Below are 953 nucleotides of genomic sequence, written 5' to 3'. Positions count from 1 at the left end.
TGTGCTAGATAACGGTGTATTTGAGGATACAGAAGCAGGGACACCCCAGGGAGGGGCAATAAGTCCAATACTCGCCAACATCGCACTGTTGGGGATGGTTAGGTTAATAGAAAAAATGTATCCCAATAATACCAACAACAAACCATTTGCCACGGTAATACGATACGCCGATGATTTTGTAGTCATATCCAAAGACCTAGGAATCATTGAACAGTGCAAAATTGCTATCACCGAATGGTTAAACCCTGTAGGATTAGAGATTAAACCCGAAAAGACTCGAATTGGTCACACACTCAAACCTATTGAGTATAATGGCAAAACAGAAGAACCTGGGTTTGATTTTCTCGGATTCAATATCAGGCAATACCCAGTAGGAAAATACAAGTCTGGAAAAACAGGGGGATATAAGAGTCGATTAATCGGACATAAAACCCACATAAAACCCAGCCAAAAAGCAGTTGTTGCCCACACAGAAGTGATAAAAGGTGTAATCAAACAATATAAAACAGCACCTCAATCAGCCCTGATAAGTAAACTAAACCCAATTATAAGAGGATGGGCAAACTATTACTCAGTGGTAGTCTCAACAGAGACCTTCAATAAGCTAGATAAGACAATATGGCAAATGTTAAGGGCATGGACAGTATCAAGATGCGGAAAGGTAAGCCAAGAAAAGCTAAGGAATTACTTCAGAAATGGAACAGTTAAACTTAGCAATGGGAAAGAAAGACATGAAACTTGGTTGTTCCAAACCAAAGATGGGTTACATCTATACAAACACAACTGGACTCCAATTGTCAGACATACCTTAATACGCCCTGACGCAACACTTTATGACGGAAATTGGACCTACTGGGCAACCAGGAAAGGACAAGCAATCGATACGCCAAATAGAGTTGCAAAACTACTCAAAAAACCAAAAGGTAGATGTACCTGGTGCGGGCAATTCTTTA

At 40.3% G+C, this 953-nt stretch carries 1 protein-coding gene; it reads left to right on the top strand.

What is annotated here, in order from left to right; translation table 11 throughout:
* The coding region (locus P5674_RS25220) for a group II intron maturase-specific domain-containing protein (RefSeq protein ID WP_315670427.1) at positions 1-953 on the top strand (953 nt) is incomplete at both ends.

The organism is Limnospira sp. PMC 289.06, assembly GCF_032350395.1.
Lineage (GTDB): Bacteria > Cyanobacteriota > Cyanobacteriia > Cyanobacteriales > Microcoleaceae > Limnospira > Limnospira platensis.
The sequence above is the reverse complement of the archived record's forward strand: the minus strand, read 5'-3'. Positions and strand labels throughout refer to the sequence as shown.